Raw genomic sequence first — 23,577 nt, forward strand, 5'->3', positions numbered from 1 at the left:
GGTCAGTGCTCCTGGTGCTTCCTGTCGAAGAAGAGGCCCTCGCGGCGCAGCCGTTCCACGGCCGCGGCGATCTCCTTCGCGATGCCCTGCTCGTCCGCCCAGTCGTCGGAGTAGAGGGTGTCGCGGTACTTCTCGCCGCCGTCGGCGGCCAGGCAGACGGCGAGCCCGGCGCCGGTGCGGCCGTCGTCCTGATCGGCGAGCAGCGCGCGCACGGCGCAGCCGCTGGATCCGCCGAGCGTGACGCCCGTGTCCTCGGCGAGGATCCGGCAGACGGCGATCGCCTCGACGTCGTCGACCCGTACGGCGCGGTCGTAGGCGCCCGGGGCCTTGAGGAAGGCGGAGGGCCGGCTGGCTCCTATGCCCGGGATCAGCCGGCGCCCGGTGCTGCCCGAGACGGCCGTCGAGCCGTTCACGTCCACGGCGACCACGGCGACGCCGGGGCGGTGCCGGCGCAGATGGGCGCTGATGCCCGCGAGGGTGCCGCCGGTGGAGACCGGTACGTACACCGCGTCGAGGGCGGGGCCGGCCTGTTCGGTGATCTCGGGGCCGGTGGTGCGGCGGTGGATGTCGGGCGACGCCTGGTTCCCGTACTGGTCGGGCCAGCGGTATCCGGGGTTGCGCGCGCAGAGCTCGCGGACCGTGCGCAGCCGGCTCAGCAGGTAGCCGCCCTGGCCGTCCGGTTCGTCGACGACGATCGTGCGGGCGCCGCTCCCGGTGAGCGTGCGGAGCGTGGCGTGCGGGGTCTTGAGGTCGACCACGGCGAGGAAGGAGCAGTCGATGGCGGGCAGCAGCCGGGCCAGGGCGAGTCCGAGGTTGCCGGAGGTGGATTCCACCACCACCGTGCCGGGGGTGAGCGGCCGTTCGTCGTGCAGCGCCCGTAACAGGGCGACGGCGCTGCGGTCCTTCACCGATCCGGTGGGGCCGTGTTCTTCGAGCTTCAGTCCCAGACGCCGCACCCGGCCGCGGTGGGCGACGTCCAGGAGGAGTAAGGGAGTGCGGCGAATGGTCCGCGCGAGGACGGATGGGACGGGCGGCACTGCTTCCCCCCTGTGCGATGGTCGTCGGCCCTTCCGGTGGCCCGGCCGGGATGCCTCGCTGTGCGCCCTCAGACATTAGGCGGGCGCGCCCCGCTGTCACCATGCCGTTCGCCGGGGCGTTCGCCGTCGTTGGCGAGAACCGCGCTTGACGCGCCGTCGCCGTTCCGTATGCGCCTGGTCCGATGCCGGTGCCGGCCGGGGTCCTCGCGGGCGGTCGGCCGGGCAGGGGGTGCGGCGGGTACGTCGAAATGGCCGGTTCGGCTACGTCTCCGGACCACGACACGCCGTGGCGCGTCGGCCGGCGCGTCCGGTTCCGGGGCCGTGCGGGACGGTCGCCGCCGGCCGGGCGTCCCGGTGCGGCGGCAGGCGGCGACAGGCGGCGGCCCGGCCGTCCGTGTCCGGACGGCCGGGTTCCGTCGGCGGCGGGGTATGACCGCGCGGTCGGCGGGCGTTCCTCGCGAACCCGGTGGTGGTCAGCGGGCCTTCTTCACGAATTCGGTGGTGTACGTCCTGGCGAGGTCCACCTTCGCGTTCTTCAGGTTCGGGTTGAACGCCTTCAGGACCCGCTCGACGGTGGCGGGACCGTCCGGCGGCATGACGCCGTCCGTGGTGAACATGGGCAGGGTGCTCTCGATCGCCCGCGTGTAGAGGGCCTTTCCGCCGCCCTGCGCGTAGTCGGCGGGCATCTTCGCGGCGATCTCGTCCGCGCTGTGCGTGGACATCCACTTCAGCGTCCTGACGAAGGCGTTGGCCAGCTTCTGCACGGTGTCCTTGTGGCCGTCGACCCAGTCGGTCCGCATGTAGAGGCTGGAGGAGGGGTAGAGCCCGCCGAGGGCCTGCCTGGAGCCCTCCGGGGTGCGCATGTCGACGAGGATCCTGCCGATCTTCTTGTCCAGGACGGTGGCGACCGTGGGGTCGGTGGTCATGCCGCCCTGGATGTGGCCCTGCTGGAGCGCGGAGATGAACGTCTGCCCGGCGCCGACCGCCACGGGGGTGAACTCGCTGGTCTTCACGCCGTTGCTGACCGCGAGGTACTTCGTCAGGAAGTCGGTCGAGGAACCGATGCCGGTCACCCCGAGCTTCCTGCCCTTGAAGTCCTTGGCCGAGGTGATGTCGTCGGCCGCCTCGGCGGAGACGATCTCGACCTCGCCGGGGGCGTGGGAGAACTGGACGACGGACTCCACCTCCTTGCCCTTCACCTGGAGGTCGAGGGTGTGGTCGTAGAAGCCCACCGTGCCCTGGACGTCGCCGGAGACCAGGGCGGTCTCGGCCTGGACGCCCGCCGGTTCGGTCAGGAGCTGGACGGACAGGCCCTCGTCCTCGAAGTGGCCGAGCCGTTCGGTCAGCATCGCGGGCAGGTAGATGACCTTGTCCAGGCCCCCGACCATGATCTTGACCGTGCCGTCCCCGCCGGAGGCGGAGTCCGAGCCGCCGCAGCCGGTCAGGGTGGTCAGGGCGAGCACGCCGGCGGCGACGGCGGCCGGGAGCCGGAGGGATGTGCGCATCTGGTTCACGTCCTTGTGAAGGGCCGAAGGTGAGGGGGTCGGGAATCGGAGGCCGGAAGCCGGGCGGGCGGGGCCCCGGGGGTCGCGGTCCGGCGGTCCCGGAGGGCAGGGGGCGCGGCGCCGGACGGGCGGGCGGGGCCCCGCGCCCGGCCCGCCGCGGCGGCCGTCAGCGGGCGGCGCCGGCATCGGCCGGCTTCCACCGGAACAGCTTCTTCTCCAGGAAGGTCAGCAGGCCCTCGGCCAGCAGCGCGACGACCGCGAGGATCGCCATGGCGGCGTAGACGCCGGCCGCGTTGAACGTGCCCTGGGAGGCGGCGACCAGGAGACCCAGCCCCTTGGTGGCGCCGATGTACTCGCCGACGATGGCGCCGATGAGCGCGAATCCGAAGCTCACGTGCAGGCTGGTGAAGATCCACGAGGTGGCCGACGGGATGACCACATGAAGGGTGACCTGCCGGTCCCCGGCGCCCAGGACGCGGGAGTTGGCGACGAGGGCGCGGTCCACCTCCCTGGCTCCCTGGAACGCGTTGAAGAACACCGGGAAGAACACGAGGACGACCGCGGAGGCGACCTTCGAGGCCGGACCGAGCCCGAACCAGATGAGGAAGATCGGGGCGAGCACGATGCGCGGCAGGGCGTTGAGCACCTTGATGTACGGGCCGAGGACGTCGGCGGCGAAGCGGACCCGGCCCAGCGCGATGCCCAGCAGCACCCCGGCGACCACGCCGATGACCCAGCCCAGCAGCGCTTCGTGGAGGGTGTACCAGATCTGCTCCCAGAGGGAGCCCTGGGCGGTGCCGTCGACGACCCAGGTGCGGATCTGGTCCCAGATCTTCGACGGCATGGAGAAGTTGAACGGGTCGATGACCTCGGTGCGGGCGAGCCATTCCCACAGCCCGACGACCGCGAGGAGCACCCCGGCCCGGCTCCCGAGGACCAGATACGCGCGCCTGCGGGCGGTCCGCGCCCGCGCCCCGGACCGGTCGGTCCTCGCGACGGCGGTGGCGGCGGTGGCGGCAGTGGCAGTGGCGTCGGTCTCAGGCGGCATCGTGCGCACCCCTCTCGCGGGTGATGCGGACCTCTTCGCCGAGCGAGGACCAGATCTCCCGGTAGATCTCCACGAACCTGGCCTCCAGGCGCACCTGCTCGACCTTGCGGGGGCGGGGCAGGTCGATCTCGAAGACCTCCTTGACCGTGGCCGGTCCCGCGGTCATGACCACGACCTTGTCGGCCAGGGCGATGGACTCCTCCAGGTCGTGGGTGACGAAGACGACGGAGGCCCCGGTGCCGGCCCACAGGTCCAGCAGCTCGTCCGACATCAGGGCCCTGGTCTGCACGTCGAGCGCGGAGAACGGCTCGTCCATCAGCAGGATCTCGGGGTCGTTGACGAACGTGGCCGCGAGCGCGACGCGCTTGCGCTGGCCGCCGGACAGCTGGTGGGGGTAGCGGTCCTCGAAGGAGGCCAGTCCGACCCGGCCGAGCCATTCCCTGGCCCGGGCCCTGGCCTCGGGCTTCGGCGCCCCGCGGAAGCGCGGGCCCGCCATGACGTTGGACAGCACCGTCCGCCAGGGGAAGACGGCGTCCTGCTGGAAGACGAAGCCGATCCTGTCGTCGATCCCGCGCACCGGCTTCCCGCCCACCAGCACCTCCCCCTCGGTGGGCTCCTCCAGGCCGCTGACCAGGGTCAGGGTGGTCGACTTGCCGCACCCGGTGGGTCCCACCACGGCGACGAACTCGCCGCGCCCGATCGTGAGGTCCAGGTCGCGTACGGCGGTGTGGAGCGCCCCCGACGGAGTCCGGAACGCCTTGCTCGCCCCCCGCAGTTCGATGGCGGGGCTCGTTTCGCTGCTCATGGGCCGGGACGCTAGGCGCGGCCCGGCGCGGCGGGCAGCCTTGCGCCCACAACTCCGGCTTCTGCCCATAATCCGCGGTTCTGCTCGTTCTGCTCACGCCCGGGCGGCGAATGCCGGACGGGGGCTGGTCACGGGCGACGGCGGCGTCTACGTTGCGTTCACGCGAGGACGGAACGGAACACCGGGTTCCCACGGGTGGCGGAAGGCTGAGGACGAGCGCATGCGGTTTCACTGGCCCCGCCGGGTCTCCGCGCGGGTCCTGCTCATCCAGGTGGTCCTCACCACCGGTGTGATCATGCTCGTCACCGGGCTGTTCCTGGCCCCGCTCGGGCGTCAGCTCGACGATCAGGCGATGCGCCAGGCGCTCTCCATCGCCCAGACCGCCGCCGCGGAGCCGGGGCTGGCGCGGGATCTGACGACCACCGCCCCCGATCCCGCGGGCCCGGTGCAGACCCGGGCGGAGCACATCCGGCGCGCCACGAAGGCGTTGTACGTCGTGGTCATGGACACCCGGGGCGTGCGCTGGTCGCACACCGACGTCTCCCGGATCGGCCGGCATGTCTCGACCGACCCCAAAACCGCCCTGTCCGGGCGGGAGATCATGCAGATCGACGACGGGACCCTGGGCCGTTCGGCGCGCGCCAAGGTGCCGCTGCGCGACGGCGGCGGTGACGGGCGGATCGTGGGCGCGGTGTCGGTGGGCATCGCGTACGACGGCGTCCACGACCGGCTGCTGGCGGCGATTCCCAGTCTGCTCCTCCACTCGGGGGCGGCGCTCGCGGCGGGGGTGCTGGCCGCCTGGGCCGTCTCGCGGCGGCTGCGACGCAGCACCCACGGGCTCGCGTTCGCCGACATCTCCGCGCTGCTGGACGAGCGCGAGGCCATGCTGCACAGCATCCGCGAGGCGGTCCTGGCGCTCGACGCCGGGGGCCGGATCCGGCTGCTCAACGACGAGGCGCAGCGGCTGCTGGAGCTGGGCCAGGACGCCGTCGGGCGGACGCTGGGCGATGTGCTGCCGCCCGGCCGCACGGCGGAGGTGCTGGCGGGGCGGGTCGACGGCGCCGACCTGATCACGGTGTGCGGGGGCCGGGTGCTGATCGCCAATCGGATGCCGACGGGGGACGGCGGAGCCGTCGTCACCCTGCGCGACCGCACCGAGCTGGAGCTGCTCGGCCGTGAACTGGACGCGACGCACGGCCTGCTGGACGCGCTGCGCGCCCAGGACCACGAGCACGCCAACCGGCTGCACACGCTGCTGGGGCTGCTGGAGCTGGGCCGGCACGACGCGGCGCGGGAGTTCGTCGCGGAGGTGAGCGACGGGCACCGGGCCTCGGCGGAGCAGGTCGCGGAGCGCGTGAACGACCCACTGCTGTCGGCGCTGCTGGTGGGCAAGTCGGCGATCGCGGCGGAGCGCGGCGCGTCCCTGCGGGTGTCGCCGAACTCCGGGCTGCCGGACGCGGTGGTGGACCCGAGGGACCTGGTGACGGTCCTCGGCAATCTCATCGACAACGCGCTGGACGTCGCCACGCTGGTGGAGGTGGAGGTGCGCGCCGAGGGCCCCACCGCGGTCCTCCGGGTCAGCGACAACGGCCCCGGGGTCCCGCCCGGCATGCGCGAGCGGATCTTCACCGAGGGCTGGTCGACCAAGGAGTCCCCCGCGCACCGCGGGCGCGGCCTGGGTCTGGCGCTGGTGCGCCGGCTGGCCGAGCGCTACGGTGGCGCGGCCCGCGTCACCGCCCGGGCGGGCGGCGGCGCCGTCTTCACCGTCGTCCTGCCCGAGGCGCTCGGCGTCCGGCCGCCGACCGAAGTGGGAGAGTTGCGATGATCGATGTCCTGGTGGTGGACGACGACTTCCGCGTCGCGGAGATCAACGCCGCGTACGTGGCGAAGGTCCCCGGGTTCCGGGTCGCGTCGCGGGCGCACACCGCCGCGCAGGCGCTGGCGTTCCTGGAGCACGGCCATGCCGATCTGGTCCTCCTCGACCACTATCTGCCCGACGAGACGGGGCTGACGCTGGTGCGGCGGCTGCGCCAGCGCGGCCATCCGGCCGATGTGATCATGGTGACCGCGGCGCGCGACGTGTCGACCGTGCAGACCGCGATGCGGTACGGCGCCCTGCAGTACCTGGTCAAGCCGTTCAGCTTCGCCGGTCTGCGGGCCAAGCTGGAGAGCTACGCGGCGCTGCGCCGCGCCCTTGAGGGCGTGGGCCGCGGGCACGGCGAGGCGGAGCAGGAGCAGGTCGACCAGATCTTCGCCGCCCTGCGCACCTCGGCGACGGGGACGGGCACGGATCTGCCCAAGGGGCATTCGGCTCCCACGGCCGATGTCATCCGCCATGTGCTGTCGGCGGCCGAGGAGCCGCTGTCCGCCCTTGAGGTCGCCGCCCGGACGGGCCTGAGCCGTTCCACGGCCCAGCGGTACCTCAAGTACCTGGAAGGAGCCGGCCGCATCAGCCTCAGTCTGAAGTACGGTGACACCGGCCGGCCCGAACACCGCTACGCGTGGGCGCGGACCGGCTGAGCGGACGGCGCCCGTGCCGCCCGTTCCCCGGCTCTTCCGCGGGGCCGCTCCCGTTTCCGCGCGAAGGGCCCGTCCCGTTTCGCTCCGAGAGGTGGAGGGACCGTTCCATGAACCGACCTGTCACGAACCGGCGGACCGCCGGGCGTCCGCCGTCGTTCCGGTGCGCGCCCGCGGGTCCCGGCCGCGGACCGCTGCGATGAGCCCGTCCGGGGCGGCCGCCGTGGAGCTCACGGAGGCGGCCGCCGGTCTGCTGCGCCGGCTGCGCGCGGCCCATGGCCCGTTGATGTTCCACCAGTCGGGCGGCTGCTGCGACGGCAGTGCGCCCATGTGCTACCGGGACGGCGAGTTCCGCACGGGCGGTTCCGATGTGCTGCTGGCCTCGCTCCGGGTCGACGGGGTGCCGGAGGCCGTCCCGTTCTGGATCTCCCGGAGCCAGTTCGAGGTGTGGGCGCACACCCGGCTGATCGTCGACGTGGTGGAGGGGCGGGGCAGCGGGTTCTCGCTGGAGGCTCCGGAGGGGGTGCGGTTCCTGATCCGCTCGCGGCTCGTCGACCGGTGAGCGCGCGACGCACCCCGGCGGGAGGGCACGCCCGGCCGTACGGAGGACGGCCGCGGCGCGGCGCGTCATGGTGCGGCGGGCGCGCACCGGTTCTTCCCGTGCCCCCGGCGTCGGCCGATGTTCGCCGGTGTTTGCCATGACGGGAATTTCCTTTGGGGGCGCGACGCCCGCGACCGGATGGCCGCCCATGTCTCCGACCACGTCGGCGTGGTGCGGGCGCCGGGGGAACGGATCGCGGCGATCGTGGGCCACGACTGGGGTGCGACCCTCGCGTCCGGCAGTGCGCCGCCGCGGCCCGACGTGTTCACCTCGGTGGCTCTGCTCGGCGTCCCGTACATGCCCCGGGGCGGTCCCCGGCCCACCGACGTCTTCCGCCGCATCGGGGGCGTCGGCGAGTTCTACGTGAGCCTCTTCCAGACGCCGGGCCGGGCCTAGGCGGAGATCGAGCCCGATGTGCGCGGCCGGCCGGCCGGGTTCCACGCCGCGCCGTCCGCCGACGCGATGACGCCGGGCGGTACGGCGGACCCGTCGTCCGCCTGGGCGGCCGACGCGATCGCGCACTTCCCGGCCGCCCTGCCGGGCCTGGTCTCCTCCCATGTCCTGCGGGACTGCGGGCACTGGATCCAGCAGGAGCGCCCCGCCGACGTCAACCGCCTCCTCACCGCGTGGCTGCGGTCCCCGCAGGTGCGCGCCGCCGTTGGCTGAGCGCGCGCCCCGCCCGGGGAACACCGGTCGCACGGGGCGTCAGGGCCCCAGACTGCCGACGACCTCGGCCGTCGCCGTCAGGCCGTCCTGGATCGTCGGCGCCATGCTCGAACTCGCGAGGAAGAACCCGAGCAGGGCGCAGACCAGCGCGTGCGACATCTTCAGTCCGCCGTTGCGGAGGAAGATCACCGCAAGGATCAGCAGAAGCAGCACCATCGAGATCGAAATGGCCATGGCCAACCTCCTCCGCCGCGCCGGAATGCGGCATTCGGCCGCCAGTGTGACGCAGCGGGGAGGCCGTCCGGCGGACTGGCGTGTCCGCCATCCGGGTGTTGACCGGGTGTCACGCCCCCAGGGGAGCACGGGTTCCGCCGCCGGGGCGGATCCCCTCGTCGCGTGGCTGCCGTCCGCGGGTGCGCAGGAAGCGCTCCAGCCCCGCCAGGTCGTCGGTGTTGAGGTGGTCGACCCCGGCGGCGAGCAGCTCGGACCATACGGCCTCGCGCTCCGGCCCGGCGGCGTCCGGGGTGGCCCAGAACCGGACGCGCCGGCCGTCGCGGTGCGCGGCGTCGACGAGGGAACGCAGCCTGCGCCGTTCCGCCGCGGGGAAGGGGCCCGCGCCCAGCCAGCCGAACTCCGCGGTCCAACTGCCGCTGACGAGCGGGATGAAGGAGGCGGGGGCCGGGCCCCCGAGGTCGTCGGGCCGTCCGTCGTAGAAGGCGTACCGCGTGCGCTGCGCCGCCATCGGGGCGCGGGCCGCACGGTCGCCCGAGACGACCGGCGTGACGGCGCCGGGGCGCACCCGGCCGTCGCGGCAGGACGTCAGCATCGTCCGGTACCGCGCGAGCTGCCGGTCGAGTTCGAGGTAGGCGGCCGCTCCGTCGGTCTTGATGTCGACGAGGAGCTGGAGCGGTTCGCGGTGGCCGGGGTGGACCGTGCCGTGGTTGTCCCGGACCCGGGCCAGCAGCGGGTCGAGGTAGAGCGAGCGGAGGGTGCGGGCGGGGTCGAGCGCGGCGGCCTCGTGGGCGACCAGGAGGTCCCCGTCCACGAGGAAGACGTCCGCCTCGACGCTGGTGAAGCCGTGGTCGAGGGCGTCGCGCAGCGGGCGCGGGTGCAGATAGTCGTTGTGGGCGTGGGCCCGGCGCAGCGGACGCGGGCCCCGGCGGTCCCCGGCCGATGGCGCGGCGGCTGCCCCGGTGGCGGCGGCCGCCCGGAGGGGCAGCACCGCGCTCGTGGCCGCGGTGGCGAGTGCGGTGGTGAGGACGCTTCGGCGGGTCGGGAACGCCATGGGATCTCCGTAGGTCGTCGGGTACCCGGGAACGAAGTGCGGTCGGCCGGCGGCCCGGACGGTCCGGGCGGTGGTCCGGACTGGTCGGGCGGGAAGGTCCGGACGGATCGGCCGCGACCGAGTATGCGCCCTGAACATCGTCAACTTGCCTGTGTTCCCGAAGAGTTGACCGATCCGTCGCTCGGATGTCGATCGCCGTCGCCGCGGCCGTACGAGGCCGCGCCCGCGGTCGGCGGCCTGCTCGCGCGACGCCCCCGGTGCCCCGCCTCCCTCTGTCACAGAACTCCCTCAAATACCCTGGACTTCCCTTTCTCATGTACGTTGAGGGACATCAAGCTCCCGAACGTGGGCATGACGGCGAGAACGGGACGGCGTGGATGCGGCAGCTCTACTACTCGGTGGAACAGGTGGCGGGCCTGCTGGGGCTGCACGTGAGAACGGTGCGCGGCTATGTGCGGGACGGGCGGCTGCGGGCGACCCGGGTCGGCAGGCAGTACCGGATCAACGTTGAGGACCTGGAGGCGTTCACCGGCGTGCCCGCCCCCGCCCCGGCCCGCCGCTCCCGCCACACCGAGGTCTCCGGGATCGTGCGGATCGACGCGATCGGCCCCGAGGAGACCATGCGCCTGACCAATCTGGTCATGGCGGTCGCCCAGGGCCGACGGCCCGAGGACGGCGACGGCCCCCTGCGCGTGGAGACCGTCTACGACGAGGAGCGGGCCACCCTCAAGATCGTCGTCCTGGGCGGACTCGCCACCACGGCGGACCTGTTGAAGATCATCGACTCCCTCATGGAGGAACCGGAATGAGCGGCATCCACGCGTCGGCGGAGGACCGTCCCGCCCCCGACACGCTCCAGCACCTCTCGGGCGTCCCCGTCCTCGTCCGGGCGGCGGACGGCGCGCCGCTGCGCGACGAGCAGGACGCGCTCGACCTGATCGGCACGGCGTTCCACCACGAGGCCGCCTGGGTGGTGGTGCCCGCCGCCCGGCTGACGGACGACTTCTTCCGGCTGCGGACGGGCGTCGCGGGCGGCATCGTCCAGAAGTTCGCCAACTACCGCCTGAGACTGGCCGTCGTCGGGGACATCTCCCGGCACACCGAGGCCGGCGGGGCGCTGCGGGACTTCGTCCGCGAGAGCAACCGGGGCGCCCAGCTCTGGTTCCTCCCCGACATCGACGCCCTGGGCGCCAGACTCGCCGGGGGCTGACGACGGCGTACGGCGGCTCGCGGCGGGCGCGCCCGTTCCCGGACGGCCGGGCCGGAGACGGGCGGTGCCGGGAACGAGCAGGCCGGGAACGGGCAGGCCGTACGGCCCCTACGGGGACCGGGCGGTCACCCGGCCCGGCGCCCGGCCGTCGGCCCGTGCTCCGCGTCCGCCGGGGCGGACCCCCCGGGCCCGCTGATCTCCGCCCAGCCGACCGTGCGGTCGCACCAGCGTTCCAGCAGGACCCGGTCATGGCCCACGGTCAGCAGCCCGGCCCCGGACTCGCGGCGGTAGTCCTCGACGACCGCGACCAGCGCGGCGGTCGTCGAGGCGTCGAGCATCGCCGTCATCTCGTCGCAGATCAGCCAGCGCGGCCGCAGGACCAGCGCCCTGGCCAGACAGGCGCGTTGCAGTTGGCCGTCGCTCACCTCGTGCGGACGCCGCTCCAGCAGCTCGGCGGTGAGCCCGACGGCCGGCGCCAGCTCGGCCACCCGGCCCGGCGCCTCGGCGCGGCGGCCGGTCGCGCGCAGCGGCTGGGCGATGAGTTCGCGCAGGCTGAGCCGAGGGTCGGCGGACAGCCTGGGCTGCTGGAACACCACGCCCACGGCGGTGCGCTGCTCCCTCGGGGCGCGGTGGCGCCAGCCCCGTACCGGTGTGCCGTCGAGCACGAGCGTGCCCGCGTCCGGCCGGTGCAGCAGGGCGGCGACCCTGGCCAGGGTGGACTTGCCGCAGCCGCTCGGGCCCAGCAGCCCGACGGACTCGCCCGGCCGGACGGTCAGCGAGACGTCACGGACGACGGGGGCGCGGCGGTCGTATCCGGCGGTGATGCGGGTGAGCTCAAGCACGGGCGGGTTCCTCCGCGTCCGCCGGCGCACCGTGGTGGCAGGCGAGACGGCCGTCGAACGGGGGCGGTACGGAGCAGCGGTCGTCGGCGCGCGGGCAGCGGGCCGCGAACGCGCAGCCGTCGGGGAGCGCCCCGAGTTCCGGGGGCATTCCGGGGATCGGCGCGAAGGCGCGCTCGGGCAGGGCGTCGAGCAGGCCCCGGGCGTACGGGTGGCGGGGCCCCGGCTTCCCGAAGAACCCTTCCGCGTCCGCGAGTTCGACGATGCGTCCGGCGTACATCACGGCGACGCGGTCGGCGATCCGCTCGGCGGCCGCCAGGTCGTGCGTGATGATCAGGAGGGCTCTGCCGTCGTCGGTGTGGCGGCGCAGTTCGTCCACGGTCCGCTCGACCAGGTCGCGGTCGAGTCCGGTGGTCGGTTCGTCGGCCAGCAGCAGCGGGGCGTCGCCGATGAGGGCGAGCGCGGTGGCGGCGCGCTGGGCGAGGCCGCCGGAGAGTTCGTGCGGGTAGCGGTCCAGGTGGCCGGCCGGGAACGCGGCGCGTTCGGCGGCCCGTTCCGCGGCGGCGCGCAGCTCCGGTCTCCGGGTGCCGGTCAGTTCGCGGAGAGTCTCCTCCAACTGGGCCCGGACGGTGCGGACGGGGGTGAGGTGGGCCGCGGGGCTCTGCGGCACGAGTCCGACACGACGGCCCCGTACCGTGCGGGCGAGGGTCTTCTCGTCGGCGGCGAGGAGGTCGGTGCCGTCCCGGAGCACCGCCGAGCCGCCGGTCTCCGCGTTGCCGGGGAGCAGTCCCAGCAGCGCGGAGGCGAGGACGGACTTGCCGCAGCCGCTCTCGCCGACCAGCGCCAGGCACTCCCCCGCCGCGAGGTCGAACCGCGCGTCGGTGACGGCCGCGACGTGCCGGCCGCCGCGCATCCGGAAGCGGACCGTGAGCCCGCGTACGGAGAGGACCGGTGCCACGGGGTCCGGGGTCCCGGTGTCCGGGGCCGGTGGTCGCCGGGTGGTGGTCACAGCATCAGCTCCGATCGGCGGCGCGGATTGATCCGTTCCCGCCAGGCACTGGCGAGGCCCGCCAGGGCGAGGGTGGGGACGATCAGGAACAGGCCGGGGAAGAGCGTCGGCCACCAGTCCCCGGCGAGCAGCGAGCCGCGCGCCGTCTGCACGAGGTTGCCGAGGCTGGCCTGGTGGGTGGGCAGTCCCAGCCCGAGGAAGGAGAGGGCGGACTCGTGCCACATGGCGTGCGGCACCATCAGCACCGCGGCGAGACCCGCCTGCGGCAGCACGGCGGGCAGCAGGTGCCGGACGACGACCCGGCTCCGGGAGGCGCCCCCGGAGATCGCCGCGTCGATGAACGGGCGGGAGCGCAGCGAGAGCACCTCGGAGCGGACGATCCGGGCGGTCGACAGCCAGTGGGTGAGGGCGATGGAGACGATGACCGGACCGATGCCGGGCCGGAACATGGCGACGATGAAGATGCCGAGGAGCAGATGCGGCACGGAGGAGAAGGTGTCCACGAGCCGCATGACGAGGCGGTCGGTCCAGCCCCCCGCCGCCGCCGCGAGCGCGCCGACGGCGGTGCCGACCACGGTGGCGGTGAGTCCGGCGACGACGCCGACGAGCAGGGACACGCGCAGCCCGTAGACGCAGCGCAGCAGCAGGTCGCGGCCGACGTCGTCGGTGCCGAACGGGTGTTCCCAGGACGGCGGCCGGAGCCGGGCCGAGAGGTCGACGGCCTGCTGGTCGAGCTGGACCAGCGGGGGCACGAGGAGGACGGCCAGCAGCACCGCGGCGACGATCCCGGCGGAGGTGTACAGCCGGACGCGGCGGCTGGTGCGGCGGGAGGATCCGAGAACGGTGTCAGCCATCGAAGCCCACTCTCGGGTCGGCGAGCGCGTACAGCACGTCGGACAGCAGGTTGCCGACGACGACCGCGACGGTGGCGAGCACCGTGAGCGCGGCCAGCAGCGGGAAGTCGACGGCGGTGGCGGCCTGCACGGTGGCCGCGGCGATGCCCGGCCAGCTGAAGACGGTCTCGACGAGCAGGGCGCCGGTGATGAGTTCGGGCACGCGGGAGCCGATCAGGGTGAGCATCGGCAGCATCCCGGAGCGCAGCGCGTGGCCCAGGAGCACGGTGCGTTCGCGCAGTCCGCGGGCGCGGGCGCCGCGCACCGGGTCCTCGTCGAGCGCGTCGGCGACGCCCTGGCGCACGTAGAGGAAGAACCAGGGCAGCTGCGAGATGCCGAGCACGGCGGCGGGGAGCACCAGATGGGCGACGACCTGGCCGAAGGTGACCGTGTCGCTGGCCGGGTCGGTGAGGCCGCCGGCCGGGAGCGCGCCGAGCTTCAGGGCGAAGAACCAGATGGCGAGCAGCCCGAGCCAGAAGGCGGGGGCGGCTTCGAGGGTGTACGCGGCGGATCCGGCGCACCGGTCGACCAGGCCTCCGGGCCTGCGGGCGGCGAGCACGCCGAGTGCGGTGCCGAGCACGATGGCGACGACGAAGGCGGTCCCGGCGAGGAGCACGGACCAGCCGAGACGCTCGCCGATGACGTCGGCGACGGGCTGGCGCATCACGCTGGAGTCGCCGAGGTCGCCGTGGAGCGCGGCGGTCAGCCAGTTCCACCAGCGGGTCACCAGGGGCTGGTCGACGCCGAGGTTGGCCCGCAGCTGGTCGAGGTTCTCCTGCGAGGCGGTGAGCCCGGCGGTGCCCGCGTAGGCCTTGACCGGGTCGAAGGGGGAGGCCGCGGCGACGGCGAAGACGCCGAAGGTGACGACGACGAGGACGGGGAGGGCGAGCAGCGCCCGCCGTCCCGCCATCCTGCCCATCGGCCCCCAGGGGAGGCGGTGGCTCACTTCTTCGGGGTCCAGTCCTCGACGTTCCACCACGGGCCGGTGGCGAGGCCGTGGTCGTGCGGCTCGACCTGCGTGGTGAGGGCGCCGAAGCGGTCCTTCACGACGTAGAGGTGGTCGATGTGGGTGAGGAAGGTGTAGCCGGGGTTCTTCACCAGTTCGCGCTGGACGGTGTCGTAGGCGGCCTTGCGCGCGGCCTTGTCGCCGCTCCTGCGGCCCTGTTCGAGGGCCTGGTCGACCGTCTTGTTCTCGTACCACGCCATGTTGTTGAAGCCGTCGCCCGCGAGGGAGGACTTCAGCATGGGGTACTGGTCGAAGTCGGGGTCGGCGGGCGCTCCGCCGCCGGCGAGGACGGCGTCCTGCTTCATCCGGGGCTCGATGACCTCCCAGGTGCCGGCCTCGGTGGTGATGTCGATGCCGGCCTTCTTGGCGTCGGAGGCGTAGGCGAGCGCGTGGTCCTGGCGGAGCTTGTCACCGGTGAGGTACCAGAGCGGGAACGCGGCGCGCACGCCGTCGCGGACGCGGACGCCGTCCTTGCCGGGCTTCCATCCGGCGTCGTCGAGGATCTTCTTCGCGGCGGCCAGGTCGTGGGGGCGTTCGGTGCCCTTGGCGAACCACTCGCTGTCGGTGGGGACGGGCCCGTAGGCGGGCTTGCCCGCTCCGTTGAGGATGGAGCCGACCATGGCCTGCCGGTCGACGGCGACGTCGAGCGCGCGCCGGATCGCGGTGTCTCCCGTGACCTTGTTGTGGGTGGGGAGGGTCACGGTGCGGTAGTCGTAGGTGGTGGCGGCGTAGCTCTTCATGCCGGCGTCCGCGGCGAAGCCCTTGGCCAGGTTGGGCGGCAGGATGGCGCCGTCGAGCTCGCCGGAGCGCAGCCGGGTGGCGCGCACGTCGTCGTCCTTGATGATCACCATGGTGAACTTCTTCACCTTCGGCGCGCCGCCCCAGTAATCGGGGTTGGCCCGGAAGCTGAGCTTCTCGCCCTTGGACCACTTGGTGAGGAGGTAGGGGCCGGTGCCGATGGGGTGGGTGGTGAAGCCGCCGGTGTTGACGTCCTGTCCGGCCGCGACGTGTTCCGGGGCGATGGGCAGGACGGTGCGGTGGGCGAAGGGCGCGTAGGGGTACTTGAGGTGGAAGACGACGGTGTCGTCCCCGGTCGCCTCGACGCTCTTCACGGCGTCGAGCTCGGTGCGGGAGGCGTTGTTGGTCTTCGGGTCCAGGATGGTGCGGTAGGTGAAGACGACGTCCTTGGCGCCGAACGGCTTGCCGTCGCTGAACTTCACGCCCTTGCGGAGCCTGTACGTGTACGTCAGTCCGTCGGCGCTCACCTCGGGCAGGGCGGTGGCCAGCGCGGGCCGCAGCTTCATGTCCGCGTCGAGGGTGAGCAGCCCGTCGAATATCTTGGAGTTGCCGTCCTTGCCGTAGCCCAGGAGCGGGCTGAGGCTGTCGGGCTCGTAGGCGATGCCCACCACCGCCGAGTCGCCCGCGCCCGAACCGGAGCCGCCGTCCGAGCCGCCCGGCTTCGAGCAGGCCGCCGCGGTCAGCGACAGCGCGGTCGCCAGCGTCACGACGACCGCTCCCCGTATCGATCGGCCCGTCATCACTCTGCACACCCCTTATTGAAGATCGACTGTTGTTGCGAATCCGTCGCAATTAAACAGCAGGTAAAGGGGTGCGCGGTACCCGGCCCGGCGTCGGACGGCGGGCCGGGGGCGCGCTTCAGGCCGCTCCCGGCCCCAACTCCCTCCGGGCAGCCGGGCGTTCCTCACGGCCGGTCGGGGCGGGGGACGTTCCGTGATTCCGGCGGCGGGGTCCGCCGCGACGTCCGGCGGCAGGCGGCCGGCCTCGCCCCGGCGCCGGGGCGCGGTCAGCGGTCCGCGGCCGCCGGGAGGACGACGATCCGGCCGGTGCCGGCGCCGTCGGCGACCCGCTGGACGGCGTCCGCTGCCCCGGCCATCCCGACGCGCTCGCTGACCAGCGGTTTGACGACGCCCCGCGCGACGAGCCGGGTGAGCTCGTCATGGCAGGCGCGGACCGCGGCCGGGTCCTGGGCGGCGTAGAGGCCCCAGTGGAGGCCGAGGATGGAGTAGTTCTTGACGAGCGCGTGGTTGAGGGCCGGGGCGGGCACGGTTCCGCTCGCGAAGCCGACGACGACGATCCGCCCCTCGAACGCGACGCATTTGGCGGACTTGGCGTACGCGTCGCCACCGACCGGGTCGTAGACGACGTCGGCGCCGCGCCCGCCGGTGAACTCCTTGACCGCGGCGACGACGTCCTCGGCGAGGCGGTCGACGACCAGGTCGCAGCCGAGCGCGGCGGCCACCCCGGCCTTCCGCGGCCCGGAGACCACGCCGACGACGGCGGCCCCGGCGGCCTTGCCGAGCTGGACGGCCGCGCTGCCGACGCCGCCGGCCGCCGCGTGGACGAGGAGGGTCTCGCCGGCCTGGAGGCGCGCCCGGCGGTGCAGGCCGAACCAGCCGGTCTGGTAACCGATGTGCAGGGCGGCGGCCTCGGCGTCGTCCAGGTCTCCGGGAGCAGGCAGCAGGGCCGCCCGGTCGGCGACGGCGTACTCGGCGAACCCTCCGTCCGGCAGGGCGACGGTGGCCAGCACCCGGCGCCCGTCCGGGGTCTCGCCGCAGACCTCCACGCCGGGTGTGAACGGCAGCGGGGGCCGCACCTGGTACTGCCCCCGGCAGAGCAGCGCGTCGGGGAAGTTGACGTCGGCCGCGCGCACCCTGAGGAGCACATGGCCGTCGCCGGGCACGGGCCGGCCGGTCTCCTCCAGCCGCATCACCTCGCGCGGCTCGCCGTTCCGGTGCACTCGCCATGCCTGCATGAGGGGCCTCCACGACACTCTCGGCGTCACCGCGGCGACGTTGAGGGCGTTGCCGCTGCGCGCACATACTAAGCGGTCGCTTGATGCCTGGGAACAGCCCGGAAGGGACGTGAGGCGGCGCACAGTCGCACCCCACCGCCCCAGAAATACCCCCCGGGGTATTAATGTTGACCTGGACGAGAGATACCCCCCGGGGTACATGAGGGAAGGAGACGTGTCGTGTTCTTCGTCGACACCTTGGAGACGGCGGGCCTCGGCAACCGCAGCTATCTGACGGGCGGACGGCGGACCGCCGCGGTCGTGGACCCGCCGCGCGACTTCGACCGGGTCATCGCCGCGGCAGCCCGGCGCGGCGTGCGCGTCGCCCTGGTGGTGGAGACGCATCTGCACAACGACTACGTGTCCGGCGGCCTGGAGCTGGCCCGCGTCACCGGGGCCCGGTATCTGGTGCCCGCCGCGGCGGCGGTCTCCTTCGACCGCGTCCCGGTGTCCGACGGCGACGTCACGGCGGTGGACGAGGGCCTGGCGCTGCGCGCGCTCGCCACGCCGGGGCACACCCCGCACCACACCTCCTATGTGCTGGAGGAGGACGGCCGCGCCGTCGCCGCCTTCACCGGCGGGTCGCTGCTGATCGGCGGCGTGGGCAGGCCGGACCTGGTGGAGCCGCGGCTCACCGTCGAACTGGCCCGGGCCCAGCACGCCTCCGCCCACCGCCTGGCGGACGAGCTCGACGACGCGGTCCCCGTCCTTCCGACGCACGGTTTCGGCAGCTTCTGCTCCTCCTCGCAGGCCGAGGGGACGGCGTCGACGATCGGCGACGAGCGCGTGCGCAACGCCGCGCTGGTGAAGGACGTCGACGCCTTCGTCGCCGAGCTGCTCGCCGGCCTGGACGACATTCCCGCGTACTACGCGCACATGGGCCCCGCCAACGCGGCGGGCCCGCGCCCGCTGGACCTGACGCCGCCCGGCCCGGCCGACGCCGAGGAGATATCCCGGCGCCTGGCCGCGGGCGAGTGGGTGGTGGACCTGCGCAGCCGGATCGCGTTCGCCGAGGGGCATGTCGCGGGGGCGTTCAACTTCGAGGGCGAGGGACAGCCGGCGACCTACCTGGCCTGGCTGATCCCCTGGGGGAAGCCGGTCACCCTGCTGGCCGCCACCGCCGACGACATCGCGCACGCGCAGCGGGAGCTGGCGCGGGTCGGCCTGGACCGCCCGGTGGCCGCGGCCACCGGCGCGCCCGAGGACTGGGTGAGCGGGCCGGCCGGACTGCGGTCGTTCGGCAGGTCGGACTTCGCGGGGCTGGCGGCCGCCCGCGCCCGCGGCGAGGACCCGGTGGTCCTCGATGTGCGCAGGGCCGCCGAGCGCGCCGCCGGGGCTCTCGCGGGAGCGGTGCACATTCCCGTGCACGAGCTGCCGAAGCGGCTGGCCGAGGTGCCGCCGGGCGTGGTGTGGGTGCACTGCGCGGGCGGGATGCGGGCGGCGATCGCCGCGTCGCTGCTGGACGCGGCGGGACGCGAGGTGGTGGCCGTCGACGACGGGTTCGACGCCGCCGCGCCGGCCGGCCTGGAGCTGACCGTCCCGGCGCGCGCCTCATGATCCGCCGCCTCCCGCCCCGCGCCCGGGGAGCCCTCCCCCGTCCCTCGTCGCCCTCGTCCCGCCTGCCTCACCCGTACGCCCCGCGCCGTCGCGCGGGCCGTCCGTCGGGCGCCGCCGTATGACCACGCTGGTCCTGGCGCTCGCGGCGGGCACGGCGGTCGGTCTGGCACTCGGGGGGCTGGGCGGCGGCGGCAGCGTCCTCGCCGTGCCCGCCCTGATCTACCTGCTCGGCTTCAGCCCGGCCGCCGCGACCACCGCCGGTCTGCTGATCGTCGTCGCCACGTCCCTCACCGGGCTGGTCGCCCACGCCCGGGCGGGCGGGGTCCGCTGGCGCACCGGCGGGCTCTTCGCGGCCGCCGGAGTCGTCCCGGCGGCGCTCGCCGGCGCGCTGTCCGCGCGGATCCCACCCGGGCTGCTGACCGCGGCGTTCGCCGTCCTCGCGGTGGTCGCCGCGGTACGGATGATCCGTCCCCGCCCCGCCCCGCCGGAGGGGGACGGCACGGCGGACGCCGTGCCGCCGGGGCGGGCGGTGCGGGCGGGCGCCGGTCTCGGCGCCGTCACCGGGCTGCTCGGCGTGGGCGGCGGCTTCCTCGCGGTCCCCGCGCTGGTCACCGTGCTGGCCCTGCCGATGAGCGCGGCGGTCGGCACCAGTCTGCTGGTCATCACGGTGAACTCCGCGGCCGCGCTGGTCACCCGTCTCGCCACCCCGGCCCCGCTCGACTGGGCGGTGATCGCCCCGTTCACCGCGGCGGCGGTCCTGGGCGCCTGGGACGGGCGGCGGCTGGCCGCGAGGATCTCCACGGCCGCGCTCCAGCGCGTGTTCGGCGCGACGTTGCTGGCCGTGGCCCTGTTCATGCTCGTCGACGCCGTGACATGAGCGGTGCGCGCACCGCTCATGTCCGGGGGCGGAAGCCGGTCCCGCGCGGTTGCCCGGCTCCGGCGCCCGCCCCCGGCGGACGGTTCAGGCCAGCGACAGGAAGAGCTTCTCCAGTCGCGCCCGCATCCGGTCGCGGTCCTCCGGCTCGCTCCCGCCGTCGGCCATGCAGTGCTGGAGGCCGGTCGCGATGATCGCGAATCCGGCGCGGTCGAGCGCCCGCGAGACGGCCGCCATCTGTGTGATGACGTCCTCGCAGTCCCGGCCCTCCTCGATCATCCGGATGATCGCCGCCAGCTGTCCCTGAGCGCGGCGCAGACGGTTGAGGACCGACTTCAGTTCGTCGGCCGCCATGTCGAGTTCCACACACCCTCCTCCTGATACCCCGAGGGGTATTCTACCCTGAACGGGGAAGGACGGACCGAGTCCCTCCGCATCCCCGGTGAACGAAAGGAACATTGTTCGTGACCAGCCCCGCCTCCCTCTCCCCCGCCCAGGCCGCGGCCCGGCTCGCGGAGTTCACCGTCGTCGACGTGCGCGCCCCCGGCGAATACGCCTCCGGGCACGTCCCCGGCGCGCTGAACATCCCGCTGGACCGGCTTCCCGAGGCCGTGCCCGCCCTCAAGTCCGCGGCGGCCCGCGGCCCGCTGCTCATGGTGTGCGCCTCCGGCGTCCGCTCCACCCGGGCCTGCGACATCCTCGCGGCGGCCGACGTCGAGGCGGCGACGCTGTCGGGCGGCACCTCGGCCTGGGAGGGCGAGGGCCGCGCCGTCGACCGTCCCGCCGGCGGCCGGACCGTCTGGCCGATGGAACGTCAGGTCCGGCTCGCCGCCGGTTCGCTCGTGCTGGCGGGCCTGCTCGCGGGCCTGCGCTTCCCGGCCGCGCGCTGGATATCGGCCGGTGTCGGCTCGGGGCTGGTCTTCTCCGCCGTGAGCAACACCTGCGGCATGGCGGCGGCCCTGTCGAAGCTGCCGTTCAACCGTGTCCCGCGCTCGGCCGCGGACCTGGACGCGACGCTGGCGGCCCTTCAGGGCTGACCCGTCCCGTCCACGGGAAGGAGCCGGTCGCGCGGGCGCGTGACCGGCTCCTTCCCGTGCCGACGGGTCAGAGCTCGTCCCGGACCAGGGCGAGCAGCCGGTCGAGCACCCGGGGGCCGCCGGCGCGCAGCCCGTCGTGCTCGTACTCGTCGGTGACCCAGGTGCGCAGGCCCCGGACGGCCGCCGCCGTGCGCAGCGCGTGCCCGGTGTCGACGTACATGTCGTCGTGGTAGACGGCGGCGGCGACCGGCACCTCGTTGGCGGCCAGGCGCGCCGGGTCGTAGAGCGGGGCCCAGTCGGTGCGGGCGGCGAGCAGTTCGGCGGTCTCGCGCAGCGGGCGCAGCGCCGGGTCGACGTCGAAGTGCCAGGGGTGGGCGGTCTCCCCGGTGAAGAGAACCGGGCCGTCGCCGTTCAGCGCCGCGGCCGCGTCGAACCGCGGGAACTCGGTGCGTATCCGCTCGGCGGACCAGGCGGTGGGGCGTTCGTCCTGGGCGTAGATCGCCTCGTGCATCAGCGCGTACAGCGGGTGCCCGGCGAACGAGGTGGCGGCGCGCACGGCCTCCTGGAAGGCGTCGGAGAGCTCGGGGCCGCGCGGGGTGCGGACGAAGGCGTTCTCCAGCAGGTAGTGCAGCTGGTGGCTGCCGCTGCCGCCGCCCAGCATGATGCCGAGGGACTGGAAGGCCTCGGGCGTGAGCCGGTGTCCGGCGCTCTCCGGGCGGTGCTCCGCGAGGTGGGCGGTGATCCGCCGGGCGCGTTCGACGTCCTGCGGGTACCGGGCGTAGTGGGCGGCGACCTTGCGTTCGACGCGCGGATAGGCGGCCCGGTAGACGTCGTCGGCGTGCGCGTCCAGCGAGGGCAGCCCGCCGGTGATCAGGACGGCGCCGAGCCCCTCGGGCGCCGCCGAGAGGTAGCGCACGGCGCAGAAGCCGCCGAAGGACTGGCCGAGGACCGTCCAGGGTGCGCCGCCGGTCAGCCGGGGACGGATGGTCTCGCAGTCGCGCACGATGGCGTCGGAGCGGAAGTGCGCGAGGTAGTCGGCCTGTTCGCGGGGGCCGCCGCGCAGCGGGAGGGTCTGCCGGTTGGCCGGGGTGGACAGCCCGGTGCCGCGCTGGTCGAGGAGCAGCACGCGGAACTCCCGCACGGCCCGGCCCAGCCACGCCTCCGCGCCGATGAAGCGCCGGGCGCCGAATCCGGGGCCGCCCTCCAGATAGAGCAGCCAGGGCAGGTCCTCGCCCGCGTGGTCGCTCGCCACCGCTTCCCTGCCGAAGATCTCGATCTGCTCTCCGTCCGGATCCGCGTGGTCGAGCGGGACCGGGAAGAAGTGGTCGGTGAAGACGATGCCGGGGTGCCGGTAGCTGCTCACGAGGTGCTCCTGAGTCCGATGTGCCACGGACAGTTCAGCAGACGGCGCCGGCGCGGGCGGGCGGGGGCCGGGCGCCCGGCGCCGGACCCTACCGGCCGCGCCGGTAGCTGCTGCCGTCCGCGGGCCGGACCAGCAGCCCGGCCACCACCAGGTGGCGGCGCAGCGCCGAGAAGTCCTCGTGCACGGTCAGCAGCGCCTCGTCGACCTCGCGTTCGGTGTAGCTCCGCCCGCGCTCGAAGAGCGTCTCCGCGAGATGCGCCAGGAGTTGTTCGCGGCGCGCCGCCCTGCGCGGGATCGCCGTGAGCCGCCCGTGCGAGAAGAGGGCCTGGACCGGTCTGGAGTCGCCTGTGCGGTTGTCTGACATGGCAGGGAGCGTGGCAGGCGGCCGCGCCGTGGGCAACGTGTTTTGGCCGCGCCCTCGGAACGGAGCCGGGCGGGGCCCTCCCGTACGGTGTGCACCGATGACCCACGGGTGCTCAGGCGCCCTCAGGACGAAGGCGGTTCCCCATGTCCCTGTTCGATCTGCCCGTCGAGGAGCTCCGCGACTACCGAAGCCGGTCCACGGAGCCGGCGGACTTCGACGCTTTCTGGTCGAAGACCCTCGACGAGGCACGGTCGTACGAGCTCGGCGCCCGGTTCGAGCCGCGCGCGGACACCGGGCTGAAGACCGTGGACGTGTACGACGTGACGTTCGCGGGGTTCGGCGGGCACCCGGTGAAGGGCTGGTTCGTCCTGCCCGCCGGGACCGCGGAGCCGCTCGGGCTGGTGGTGGAGTTCATCGGCTACAACGGCGGCCGGGGGCTGCCCCACTCGCATCTGCTGTGGGCGTCGGCCGGGTTCGCCCACTTCGTGATGGACACCCGGGGCCAGGGCAGCGGCTGGCTCGCCGGCGACACCCCCGACCCGGTGGGCAGCGGCCCCTCGTTCCCCGGCTTCATGACCCGGGGCATCGAGGACCCGCGTTCCTACTACTACCGGCGGGTGTTCACCGACGCGGTGCGGGCGGTGGAGGCGGCGCGCTCGCATCCGCTGGCGGACGCGTCGCGCACCGCGGTCGTCGGGGAGAGCCAGGGCGGCGGCATCACGCTCGCGGTGGCCGGGCTGATACCCGATCTGGCGGCGATCGCGCCGGACGTCCCGTTCCTGTGCGACTTCCCCAGGGCGCTGACCGTCACCGACCGCGCCCCGTACCGCGAGGTGGGCAACTACCTCAAGACGCACCGCGACCGGACCGAGCACGTCAGGACCACGCTCTCCTACTTCGACGGGGTGCACTTCGCCGCGCGCGGCCGGGCGCCCGCGCTGTTCTCGACGGCGCTGGAGGACATGACCTGCCCGCCGTCGACCGTCTTCGCCGCCTACAACGCCTACGCCCACCGGGACAAGGCCATCGAGGTGTACGACTTCAACGACCACGAGGGCGGCGGGCCGTTCCACAAGGCCGTGCAGCTGGGCTGGCTGCCCGGGAAGCTGGCCGCCTGACCGTCCCGCCCTCCGCCCGTCCGTCGGCCCG

The 23,577-nt window shown here is 74.0% G+C and carries 24 protein-coding genes and 1 pseudogene; 10 read left to right on the forward strand and 15 right to left on the reverse strand.

Features of this window, described 5'->3' with window-relative positions; genetic code table 11:
- Positions 1-2 precede the first annotated feature (2 nt).
- From WA762_RS14920 to WA762_RS14935, 4 genes are all read right to left on the reverse strand, one after another.
- A complete protein-coding gene (locus tag WA762_RS14920) occupies positions 3-1,037 on the reverse strand; it encodes a pyridoxal-phosphate dependent enzyme (protein WP_335936148.1) in 1,035 nt (344 codons plus the stop codon).
- 473 nt (positions 1,038-1,510) lie between these two features.
- Positions 1,511-2,542, reverse strand: a complete 1,032-nt coding sequence (locus tag WA762_RS14925) for an ABC transporter substrate-binding protein (protein ID WP_335936150.1) — start codon at positions 2,540-2,542, stop codon at positions 1,511-1,513.
- 166 nt (positions 2,543-2,708) lie between these two features.
- Positions 2,709-3,590 carry an ABC transporter permease gene (locus WA762_RS14930; RefSeq protein WP_335936152.1) on the reverse strand — a complete coding sequence of 294 codons (882 nt, stop codon included), beginning with the start codon at positions 3,588-3,590 and terminating at the stop codon, positions 2,709-2,711.
- The gene (locus WA762_RS14935; RefSeq protein WP_335936153.1) at positions 3,580-4,395 is read right to left on the reverse strand and encodes an ABC transporter ATP-binding protein; all 816 of its coding nucleotides are present in this window, start codon (positions 4,393-4,395) and stop codon (positions 3,580-3,582) included. The genes WA762_RS14930 and WA762_RS14935 overlap by 11 nt, the downstream gene beginning before the upstream one ends.
- 220 nt (positions 4,396-4,615) lie before the next feature.
- Between WA762_RS14935 and WA762_RS14940 the strand changes: the two genes are divergently transcribed.
- From WA762_RS14940 to WA762_RS14955, 4 genes and pseudogenes are all read left to right on the forward strand, one after another.
- Positions 4,616-6,220 (forward strand): sensor histidine kinase, encoded by a 1,605-nt coding sequence (locus WA762_RS14940; RefSeq protein ID WP_335936155.1) that lies wholly within the window; start codon positions 4,616-4,618, stop codon positions 6,218-6,220.
- Positions 6,217-6,915 carry a response regulator gene (locus WA762_RS14945; RefSeq protein ID WP_335936157.1) on the forward strand — a complete coding sequence of 233 codons (699 nt, stop codon included), beginning with the start codon at positions 6,217-6,219 and terminating at the stop codon, positions 6,913-6,915. Before WA762_RS14940 ends, WA762_RS14945 begins: the two co-directional genes overlap by 4 nt.
- Before the next feature lie 196 nt (positions 6,916-7,111).
- Entirely contained in the window at positions 7,112-7,474 is a 363-nt protein-coding gene (locus WA762_RS14950) for a DUF779 domain-containing protein (protein ID WP_335936159.1), read from the forward strand.
- Between the two features lie 174 nt (positions 7,475-7,648).
- Positions 7,649-8,179, forward strand: a pseudogene (locus tag WA762_RS14955) (alpha/beta fold hydrolase); the annotation flags it as partial.
- Positions 8,180-8,218: 39 nt separating this feature from the next.
- Here the strand turns inward: WA762_RS14955 and WA762_RS14960 are convergent.
- Positions 8,219-8,413: a hypothetical protein gene (locus tag WA762_RS14960; protein ID WP_335936161.1), complete on the reverse strand. Its 195-nt coding sequence runs from the start codon at positions 8,411-8,413 to the stop codon at positions 8,219-8,221.
- Positions 8,414-8,522: 109 nt separating this feature from the next.
- The gene (locus tag WA762_RS14965) at positions 8,523-9,464 is read right to left on the reverse strand and encodes a phosphatidylinositol-specific phospholipase C/glycerophosphodiester phosphodiesterase family protein (protein ID WP_335936163.1); all 942 of its coding nucleotides are present in this window, start codon (positions 9,462-9,464) and stop codon (positions 8,523-8,525) included.
- A 377-nt stretch (positions 9,465-9,841) separates the two neighbouring features.
- Here WA762_RS14965 and WA762_RS14970 point away from each other — a divergent pair, with 377 nt between their 5' ends.
- Together WA762_RS14970 and WA762_RS14975 are read left to right on the forward strand one after the other, a co-directional pair.
- Positions 9,842-10,273 (forward strand): helix-turn-helix domain-containing protein, encoded by a 432-nt coding sequence (locus WA762_RS14970; RefSeq protein WP_335936165.1) that lies wholly within the window; start codon positions 9,842-9,844, stop codon positions 10,271-10,273.
- Positions 10,270-10,674 (forward strand): DUF4180 domain-containing protein, encoded by a 405-nt coding sequence (locus WA762_RS14975; RefSeq protein WP_335936167.1) that lies wholly within the window; start codon positions 10,270-10,272, stop codon positions 10,672-10,674. Before WA762_RS14970 ends, WA762_RS14975 begins: the two co-directional genes overlap by 4 nt.
- A gap of 125 nt (positions 10,675-10,799) precedes the next feature.
- Here the strand turns inward: WA762_RS14975 and WA762_RS14980 are convergent, their stop codons facing one another.
- The 6 genes from WA762_RS14980 to WA762_RS15005 all read right to left on the reverse strand — a co-directional run bounded on the left by WA762_RS14980 (position 10,800) and on the right by WA762_RS15005 (position 17,194).
- Positions 10,800-11,516 carry an ABC transporter ATP-binding protein gene (locus tag WA762_RS14980; RefSeq protein ID WP_335936169.1) on the reverse strand — a complete coding sequence of 239 codons (717 nt, stop codon included), beginning with the start codon at positions 11,514-11,516 and terminating at the stop codon, positions 10,800-10,802.
- Complete coding sequence (locus WA762_RS14985; protein ID WP_335936243.1) at positions 11,509-12,426, reverse strand: ABC transporter ATP-binding protein; 918 nt, start codon at positions 12,424-12,426, stop codon at positions 11,509-11,511. Before WA762_RS14985 ends, WA762_RS14980 begins: the two co-directional genes overlap by 8 nt.
- A gap of 92 nt (positions 12,427-12,518) precedes the next feature.
- Positions 12,519-13,376 (reverse strand): ABC transporter permease, encoded by an 858-nt coding sequence (locus WA762_RS14990; RefSeq protein ID WP_335936171.1) that lies wholly within the window; start codon positions 13,374-13,376, stop codon positions 12,519-12,521.
- A complete protein-coding gene (locus tag WA762_RS14995) occupies positions 13,369-14,334 on the reverse strand; it encodes an ABC transporter permease (protein WP_335936245.1) in 966 nt (321 codons plus the stop codon). Before WA762_RS14995 ends, WA762_RS14990 begins: the two co-directional genes overlap by 8 nt.
- Before the next feature lie 23 nt (positions 14,335-14,357).
- Complete coding sequence (locus WA762_RS15000; protein ID WP_335936173.1) at positions 14,358-15,959, reverse strand: ABC transporter substrate-binding protein; 1,602 nt, start codon at positions 15,957-15,959, stop codon at positions 14,358-14,360.
- A 266-nt stretch (positions 15,960-16,225) separates the two neighbouring features.
- Positions 16,226-17,194 carry an NADPH:quinone oxidoreductase family protein gene (locus WA762_RS15005; RefSeq protein ID WP_335936175.1) on the reverse strand — a complete coding sequence of 323 codons (969 nt, stop codon included), beginning with the start codon at positions 17,192-17,194 and terminating at the stop codon, positions 16,226-16,228.
- A gap of 219 nt (positions 17,195-17,413) precedes the next feature.
- On the opposite strand from WA762_RS15005, the gene WA762_RS15010 reads away from it, so the two are divergent.
- Together WA762_RS15010 and WA762_RS15015 are read left to right on the forward strand one after the other, a co-directional pair.
- Complete coding sequence (locus WA762_RS15010; protein ID WP_335936177.1) at positions 17,414-18,790, forward strand: MBL fold metallo-hydrolase; 1,377 nt, start codon at positions 17,414-17,416, stop codon at positions 18,788-18,790.
- A gap of 118 nt (positions 18,791-18,908) precedes the next feature.
- Positions 18,909-19,667 carry a sulfite exporter TauE/SafE family protein gene (locus WA762_RS15015; RefSeq protein WP_335936178.1) on the forward strand — a complete coding sequence of 253 codons (759 nt, stop codon included), beginning with the start codon at positions 18,909-18,911 and terminating at the stop codon, positions 19,665-19,667.
- Between the two features lie 84 nt (positions 19,668-19,751).
- On the opposite strand, the gene WA762_RS15020 is transcribed toward WA762_RS15015, so the two are convergent.
- Positions 19,752-20,030, reverse strand: a complete 279-nt coding sequence (locus WA762_RS15020; protein WP_335936179.1) for a metal-sensitive transcriptional regulator — start codon at positions 20,028-20,030, stop codon at positions 19,752-19,754.
- Positions 20,031-20,128: 98 nt separating this feature from the next.
- On the opposite strand from WA762_RS15020, the gene WA762_RS15025 reads away from it, so the two are divergent.
- The gene (locus WA762_RS15025) at positions 20,129-20,701 is read left to right on the forward strand and encodes a rhodanese-like domain-containing protein (protein ID WP_335936181.1); all 573 of its coding nucleotides are present in this window, start codon (positions 20,129-20,131) and stop codon (positions 20,699-20,701) included.
- A 67-nt stretch (positions 20,702-20,768) separates the two neighbouring features.
- On the opposite strand, the gene WA762_RS15030 is transcribed toward WA762_RS15025, so the two are convergent.
- Positions 20,769-22,064 carry an alpha/beta fold hydrolase gene (locus WA762_RS15030; protein ID WP_335936183.1) on the reverse strand — a complete coding sequence of 432 codons (1,296 nt, stop codon included), beginning with the start codon at positions 22,062-22,064 and terminating at the stop codon, positions 20,769-20,771.
- A gap of 88 nt (positions 22,065-22,152) precedes the next feature.
- Positions 22,153-22,428, reverse strand: a complete 276-nt coding sequence (locus WA762_RS15035; RefSeq protein WP_335936185.1) for a DUF2087 domain-containing protein — start codon at positions 22,426-22,428, stop codon at positions 22,153-22,155.
- A gap of 143 nt (positions 22,429-22,571) precedes the next feature.
- On the opposite strand from WA762_RS15035, the gene WA762_RS15040 reads away from it, so the two are divergent.
- A complete protein-coding gene (locus WA762_RS15040; RefSeq protein ID WP_335936187.1) occupies positions 22,572-23,546 on the forward strand; it encodes an acetylxylan esterase in 975 nt (324 codons plus the stop codon).
- Positions 23,547-23,577 lie beyond the last annotated feature (31 nt).

Source organism: Streptomyces tyrfis, assembly GCF_037034285.1.
GTDB lineage: Bacteria > Actinomycetota > Actinomycetes > Streptomycetales > Streptomycetaceae > Streptomyces.